The sequence below is a fragment of the Anaerosporobacter sp. genome (assembly GCF_031551385.1).
GTDB lineage: Bacteria > Bacillota > Clostridia > Lachnospirales > Lachnospiraceae > Anaerosporobacter.
Genome location: NZ_JAVBNS010000069.1, coordinates 1 through 7,529, shown reverse-complemented (window position 1 = coordinate 7,529; position 7,529 = coordinate 1). Strand labels below are relative to the sequence as shown.

The 7,529-nt window shown below is 34.3% G+C and carries 9 protein-coding genes; all 9 read left to right on the top strand.

Annotated features, from left to right (window positions below; translation table 11 throughout):
- Positions 1–445, top strand: a 445-nt coding sequence (locus tag RMR19_RS07090) for a TrkA C-terminal domain-containing protein (protein ID WP_310602802.1), incomplete at its 5' end; no start/stop codon positions are given.
- A 137-nt stretch (positions 446–582) separates the two neighbouring features.
- On the top strand, positions 583–981 hold the full coding sequence (locus RMR19_RS07085) for a hypothetical protein (RefSeq protein WP_310602801.1): 399 nt from the start codon (positions 583–585) through the stop codon (positions 979–981).
- Positions 982–1,281: 300 nt separating this feature from the next.
- Positions 1,282–1,986 carry a UMP kinase gene (gene pyrH, locus RMR19_RS07080; RefSeq protein ID WP_310602800.1) on the top strand — a complete coding sequence of 235 codons (705 nt, stop codon included), beginning with the start codon at positions 1,282–1,284 and terminating at the stop codon, positions 1,984–1,986.
- Positions 1,987–2,056: 70 nt separating this feature from the next.
- Entirely contained in the window at positions 2,057–2,611 is a 555-nt protein-coding gene (gene frr, locus RMR19_RS07075) for a ribosome recycling factor (RefSeq protein WP_310602799.1), read from the top strand.
- Between the two features lie 145 nt (positions 2,612–2,756).
- A complete protein-coding gene (locus RMR19_RS07070; protein ID WP_442871531.1) occupies positions 2,757–3,458 on the top strand; it encodes an isoprenyl transferase in 702 nt (233 codons plus the stop codon).
- 38 nt (positions 3,459–3,496) lie between these two features.
- Positions 3,497–4,300 carry a phosphatidate cytidylyltransferase gene (locus RMR19_RS07065; protein WP_310602797.1) on the top strand — a complete coding sequence of 268 codons (804 nt, stop codon included), beginning with the start codon at positions 3,497–3,499 and terminating at the stop codon, positions 4,298–4,300.
- Positions 4,301–4,335: 35 nt separating this feature from the next.
- Positions 4,336–5,484, top strand: a complete 1,149-nt coding sequence (gene dxr / locus RMR19_RS07060; RefSeq protein WP_310602796.1) for a 1-deoxy-D-xylulose-5-phosphate reductoisomerase — start codon at positions 4,336–4,338, stop codon at positions 5,482–5,484.
- A 75-nt stretch (positions 5,485–5,559) separates the two neighbouring features.
- Positions 5,560–6,627 (top strand): RIP metalloprotease RseP, encoded by a 1,068-nt coding sequence (gene rseP, locus RMR19_RS07055; RefSeq protein ID WP_310602795.1) that lies wholly within the window; start codon positions 5,560–5,562, stop codon positions 6,625–6,627.
- Between the two features lie 373 nt (positions 6,628–7,000).
- Positions 7,001–7,529: hypothetical protein (locus RMR19_RS07050; protein ID WP_331654664.1), on the top strand; the 529-nt coding region annotated here is incomplete at its 3' end.

Here is a 7,529-nt window from a genome sequence, read left to right as displayed (position 1 = left end):
ACTAGACATGATTGACGAGACAGTTGATGTACTTAAAACATTTACAGATTATGCGGATGAAGTACCAATACAGTATATTCAATTGAAAATCGACTTAAGACATCCGTGGGTAGGTAAGATGATAAAGGATATACCATTACCACCAGATACGTTGCTTGTACTGTTAAAAAGGAATAAAGAAAATATTGTGCCAAATGGTCAGATACATCTTAAGGAAGATGATGTATTAATATTAAGTGCAGCAGCTCCAGGAAACCTTGATGGTATCTCGCTAACAGAAAAGAATGTTACAAAAGGTGACGAATGGATTGGAAGACCAATTTCGGAGATTTCGAAAGAGGAAGATAAGTTAATCATAATGATACAAAGGCAGAAAAGAGTAATTGTACCGAATGGCAGTACGATTATTAGAGAAAATGATGTTCTTGTTATAAATCAAGCATAGGATAAAAGTAGTGAGATTTCCAATTGTCTACTATTACATAATTATTAATCAAATGTTACAATAATGTTACAATAATGTTACAACATGAGGTGTTAGATTCATAGCATACTCATTCATAACAAAAGGAGAGAATAATTATGATGAAATTAAAAAAAGTAGCTTTTGCTGTAGCAATGATGGTAACTGTAGGATCTGTAGCAACCCCTGTAGCTCAAGCTGCAAGTTGTAATACAAAAGCAGGCTGTACAACTCAAGCAACAAATAACAACTGTACATTCTCATCAGGCAAGTTATGTTATACAATTACTGGTAACAATACATGTACAGTAACAGGTCTTTCAGATTCTGGAGAGAATGCAACATCTTGCACAATTCCTTCAACAGTTACATGTAATGGTAAAACTTATAAAGTAAAAAATGTTGCAAGTAATGCATTTAAAAACTGCAATAACTTAAATTCAGTTAATTGTAACAAAGCTGTAAAAGCTTTAAGTTCAAATTGCTTTGGAAATGCGAAAGTTAAAATTTGCAAATAGGAATAATACATTGATTTAAATAAGAAAGAAAAACAAACTTCGTAATTGTACGTTGTAGAAATAATTCCGTAATTAGGATTTATTGCTGCAAACAATTGCGAAGTTTTGTTTTTGTGATTGTAAATACATCCATTTCTGTGATAAAATACAACATAGAGCAAAAAGTAGTGTACAAATGCTTGTGAATAATGCTATAATAATACTGTTTGAGCAGTAAGAACAAGAAAGCAATTTATGGAAATAGAAAGCTGAAAACTTGTTAATACTTATATTATAAGTTAGTGAAAGGTATGATGAATAATGAAAACTTGGAATAGAGTTTTGCTAAAACTTAGCGGAGAAGCATTAGCCGGAGACAAGAAGACAGGATTTGATGAAGCAACTTGTATTGAAGTAGCAAAACAAGTAAAAGAGTTAGTAGATAAAGGTGTCGAAGTAGGTATTGTAATCGGTGGTGGAAACTTCTGGAGAGGAAGAACAAGCGAGACAATTGATCGTACAAAAGCAGACCAAATTGGTATGTTAGCAACGGTTATGAATTGTATCTATGTGTCAGAAATCTTCCGTCATGTTGGAATGATGACACAAGTGTTAACACCATTTGAATGTGGTTCTATGACTAAGATGTTTTCAAAAGACAGAGCGAAGAAGTATTTCCAAAAAGGAATGGTGGTATTCTTTGCAGGAGGTATCGGTCATCCGTACTTTTCAACAGATACAGCAACAGTTCTTAGAGCAGTTGAAATTGAGGCAGATGTAATCTTGTTAGCAAAAGCAATTGATGGTGTTTATGATAGTGATCCTAAGACAAATCCATCGGCTAAAAAGTACGATGAGATTACAATTGACGAAGTACTAGATAAAAAGTTAGCAGTTATTGATTTATCTGCAACGATTATGTGCTTAGAGAATAAGATGCCAATGATGGTGTTTGGTCTTAATGAACCAAACAGTATTGTAAACACAGTAAATGGTAAATTTACAGGTACAAAGGTAACTGTATAAGTAACATAAATGATATAGTCCTAGATAGTGTTACCTGTATAATTATAAGAAAGATTTTGGAGGGAAAATAATGGATTCAAGAGTGGAACAATTTGAAGAAAAGATGCAAAAATCATTAGAAAGCTTAATAGAGGAGTTTGTAACTATCCGTGCAGGTAGAGCGAATCCTCATATTTTGGATAAATTAAAAGTTGATTACTATGGTACTCCATCTGGTATTCAATCTGTTGCAAATGTTTCTGTACCAGAAGCAAGAGTTATCATGATTCAACCATGGGAAAGTAGTTTAATCAAAGAAATTGAAAAAGCAATTTTAGTTTCTGATTTAGGTTTAACACCAAGTAATGATGGTAAAGTAATTCGTCTTGTATTCCCAGAACTTACAGAGGAAAGAAGAAAAGATTTAGTAAAAGATATTAAGAAAAAAGCGGAAGCTGCAAAAGTTGCTATTCGTAACATTCGTCGTGATGCAAACGATGCAATAAAGAAATTAAGCAAAGCAAATGAAGTTTCAGAAGATGAAGCTAAGGGATTAGAAGATCAAGTGCAAAAAGCTACTGATAAATTCGTTGCGGAAGTAGATAAAGTTACAGAAGCAAAATCAAAGGAAATTCTTACTGTATAATTTGTATTATAAACATAGATACAGAAAAGATTTATAGTGGTTAGAATAAGAATCGGGTTGTTCTTATACAATAAGTATAAGACAATCCGGTTTTATAGCATTATAGTGGGAGGAAATGAATTTGGCGAAAACTGTCCTCGAAGGAATACAAATACCAGAACATATTGCGCTTATACTTGATGGCAATGGAAGATGGGCAAAGAAGAGAATGATGCCGAGAAACTATGGGCATGCACAAGGAAGTAAGAATGTAGAGAAGATATGTAGAGCAGCATATAACATGGGTGTAAAATATCTAACAGTATATGCATTTTCTACGGAAAACTGGTCAAGACCAGAAGATGAAGTAGAAACGCTTATGAAGCTTCTTAATAATTATTTGAAAGACTGTATTAAGCAAACAACGAAGAATAATATGAGAGTTCGTATTATTGGAGATATTACACGTTTAGATGTTTCTATGCAAGAAAGAATCAAAGAACTAGAAGAATTAAGTAAGAATAACACAGGGCTTAATTTTCAAGTTGCATTAAACTACGGTTCAAGAGATGAAATTATACGTGCTGTGAAACGTTTGGCGGTTGATTGTGAGAATAAGGCACTGACGATTGATGAGATAGATGAGAAAGTGTTTGGTAATTATTTGGATACAAAAGATATTCCAGACCCAGATTTAATGATACGTACAAGTGGTGAGCAAAGATTGTCGAATTACTTACTATGGCAGATGGCATATGCAGAGATGTATTTTACAGATACATTATGGCCAGATTTTAGTGAAAAAGATTTGGAAGATGCGATACGTTATTACAATTCAAAAGAAAGGCGGTTTGGTGGACTAAGATAATTTTATGACTAATTCACACAAACAGATAGGAGACTCATATGTTTTGGGTGCGTTTTAGAAGTTCAGTAATGTTAGTTATTATAACATTATTCACGGTCATTATGGGAGGTAACTTACTGTTTGCAGTAATCGGGTTAATCTCATTAATTGGTTTAAATGAATTATATAAGTTGTTAAAAGTAGAGAATAGTTTGATTGGCTATATCGGTTATATCGCATGTATCATCTACTATGCGTTTATATATTTTGGAGAGAAAGAATATTTGATGCTATTTTTAGTAGTGTTTATGTTGGTGTTAATGGTAGCATATGTATTTACATTTCCAAAATATAAATCGGAACAAGTATTTTTAATATTTTTCGGACTATTTTATGTTGCAATTATGCTGTCACATATCTATCAAGTTCGTATGCTAGAGGATGGTTTGTGGTTCGTTTGGTTACTGTTTATCGGTGCATGGGGCTCAGATACTTGTGCATACCTTGTTGGTATCTCAATTGGGAAACATAAGATGACACCGAAATTAAGCCCTAAGAAATCGATAGAAGGTGGCATCGGTGGGATTGTTGGTGCTGCATTAATTGGATTTTTATATGGCTTAGCAATACAACATAAGATGGAGACGTTTGCGAATCCAGCGATTGCATTTGCAATTATATGCGGTGCATCAAGTGTTGTATCTCAGATTGGGGATTTAGCGGCTTCTGCTATGAAGAGAAATTATGATATTAAAGATTATGGCAAATTAATTCCTGGTCATGGTGGAATATTAGATCGATTTGATAGTATATTATTCACTGCTCCAATTGTATATTATCTGGCAGTGTTTTTGAGTAGATAATGGAAGAGAAAGATACAAGGTTGAAAGGGAAATTGATGAAGAAAATAGTAGTTCTTGGTTCAACAGGTTCTATTGGAACACAAACACTAGATGTAGTTCGTAGTAATTCAGATATGGAAGTTGTTGCTTTGGCAGCAGGCTCGAATATTAAGTTACTAGAAGCGCAGATTAGAGAGTTTAAACCATGTATGGTATGTGTGTGGGATGAAGAAAAGGCGAAGGAATTACGTATTCTTGTTCGCGATTGTCAAGTAGAGATAACAACTGGTATGGAAGGGTTATTGGCTTGTAGTGTGATAGAGGAAGCTGACATTGTATTAACAGCAATTGTTGGAATGATAGGGATACAACCAACGATTGCAGCAATTAAGGCAAAGAAAGATATTGCACTTGCGAATAAAGAAACATTAGTAACTGCTGGACATATCATAATGCCACTTGCACAGGAATATAATGTTAAGATACTTCCTGTAGATAGTGAGCACTCTGCGATTTTCCAAGCGTTAAACGGTGAGAATTATAGTCGTATTAGCAAAATATTATTAACAGCGTCTGGTGGTCCTTTTAGAGGGAAGACAACGGAACAACTGAAGAAGGTTACATTAGAAGATGCACTAAAACATCCAAACTGGTCAATGGGTAGAAAGATTACGATAGATTCGGCAACTATGGTCAATAAAGGATTGGAAGTAATAGAAGCAAAATGGCTATTTGGAGTGGGTTTTGACCAAATTGAAGTTGTTGTACAGCCAAAGAGTATCATTCATTCTATGGTTGAATTTGTTGATGGCGGAGTAATTGCTCAGCTTGGAACACCAGATATGAAACTTCCGATTCAATATGCATTAACATATCCGGATAGAAGGATCCTTGAAGGAGAACGTTTGGATTTCAAGACACTTTCAAATATTGCATTTGAAACACCAGATTATAATACATTCAAAGGTCTTTCTTTGGCTTATGAGGCGGGGAGATTAGGCGGAAGTATGCCTACTGTATATAATGCAGCAAATGAGAGGGCGGTTGCCAAATTCTTGAATCGAGAAATTACATTTCTTGAGATATACGAAATTATAGAGGATGCAATCCAGTCACATCACAAGGTAGATAATCCAAGTGTAAGCGAGATACTTCAAATAGAAGCACAAACATATGAAAGAATTGAATCAAAATTCCATGTGTAAGTACTTCGCAGAATACAGTTTACAGATGGTTATGGCTAGAAAACAGTGTGTGGCATAGAAAGGATAGGTATTTACATGAATATTATTATAGCGATATTGATTTTTAGCTTAATTATAATTATCCATGAACTGGGTCATTTCTTGTTGGCAAAGAAGAATGGAATAGGGGTAGTAGAATTTTCTGTTGGTATGGGACCAAGACTTTTTAGCTTTTTGCGTAACGGAACAAGATATTCGCTGAAATTATTCCCTATTGGCGGTTCTTGTATGATGTTAGGAGAGGATGAAGAGAATGATGATCCAAACTCTTTTGGAAAGAAAGGTGTTTGGGCGCGTATCTCTGTTATTGCTGCAGGGCCAATATTTAACTTTGTATTAGCGTTCGTATTAGCGATGATTGTTGTTGGCAATGTAGGTTATGACCCAGCTTCGATTCTTCAAGTCGGAGAAGGAACGCCTGCAATGGAAGCAGGTTTACAAGAGGGTGATGTTATTATCGCAATGGATGGTGATTCTGTAGATAATGGTCGTGAAGTAATGTTTCATCTTTTCTTCCACCCGACAACAGAGAAGGATGTAACATTGACGATTAATCGTGCTGGAGAAGAGCTTAAAATTACAATAACACCAGAAAAGAATGCAGATGGAGAATATAAGATGGGATTTTCTCCGAATCTGTATCGTACAAAAACAATCGCAACAACAGGCGAGAAGATGAGTGCATTAGGAGTTGTAAAATATAGTGCTCTCGAAGTAAAATGTTGGATTGTATCAGCAGTTCAAAGTGTGGGAGGTTTACTAACTGGTAAAGTTTCTACGAATGATTTAGCTGGGCCTGTTGCTATTGTTGACATGATAGGAGAAGGCATTGATAGTACGAAATCAGCAGGGTTATCAGCTGTTGTGATTCAGTTATTATATATGAGTATCTTATTAAGTGCTAACCTTGGTATCATGAATTTATTGCCATTACCTGCACTTGATGGAGGACGTTTGGTATTCTTAATAATTGAAGCTGTACGTGGTAAGCCAGTAGATCCTAAGAAGGAAGGCTTTGTTCATATGATAGGTCTTGCTTTGTTGATGCTATTAATGGTGTTTGTTATGTTTAATGATGTAAGAAAAGTGTTTGGATTAAGTTAAATTATAAGATTTAAGCTCTATGTGTAATCGAAGAAAGAACTATTTAGTTCTAGATTAGCGATTGGCATAGAGCTTTTTTCGGGAATATAATTTGTGCAAAAAAATGGAGAGTTATTGCTTGAATTGTACAAAACAAACAGGGATAAAGGTGCAAAATATTTGAAAATACATTTATTTTTGTTGAAAAACAATGAAAAACACAGGAAATTAGCACTGTAATCTAACAAAGTGTTGAATTATTGTGATTTTATGTTATAATAAATACATTGAAAAGTTGTTTTAATGACATTTTAATATTTAAATGGTGACAGTTTCCATTTGCTGTATAGCATAAAAAACTCAAAGACATAATGCTGAAGAGGGGGACTATATTATGAATCTTAATGTACTTAAAAATGAAGAGAAACAAATGAATCTTATTATGTTTTGTGTAAACATGGGAATACCTATTGCGGCGTTTTCTTTTGTCATGTTATTCTTGGGTGGTACGGCGAAAGATGCAAGTATTTTTATTATGGCTTTAATTGCTATTCCGACAAAGCTTTTTGAAAAACAGTTAGGTGCATTTGCAAAATATATCTATGTATCTATTATGCCAGTTGTCGGAGCCATTGTAATCGTATTTGCTAATGATGGTAAATTTGGTGCAATGACACAGGCATATTTTCTTATCCTCATACTGGCGGTTGCATACTATGATAAGAGAGTGGTTATTAGCAATGCGGTAATTACGGTTGCAGTCAATGCAGTTGCAATGATTATATTCCCTAAATCATATTTGCTTATGCACAATCTTCCAGTTTGGATTTTTATTATGATTGTATTTTTCCTAGGAGTAGCAACTGCTCTTATGATAGCTATGAGGACGTATCATTTGTTTGAAACGGTTGAAGTAAAAGAAG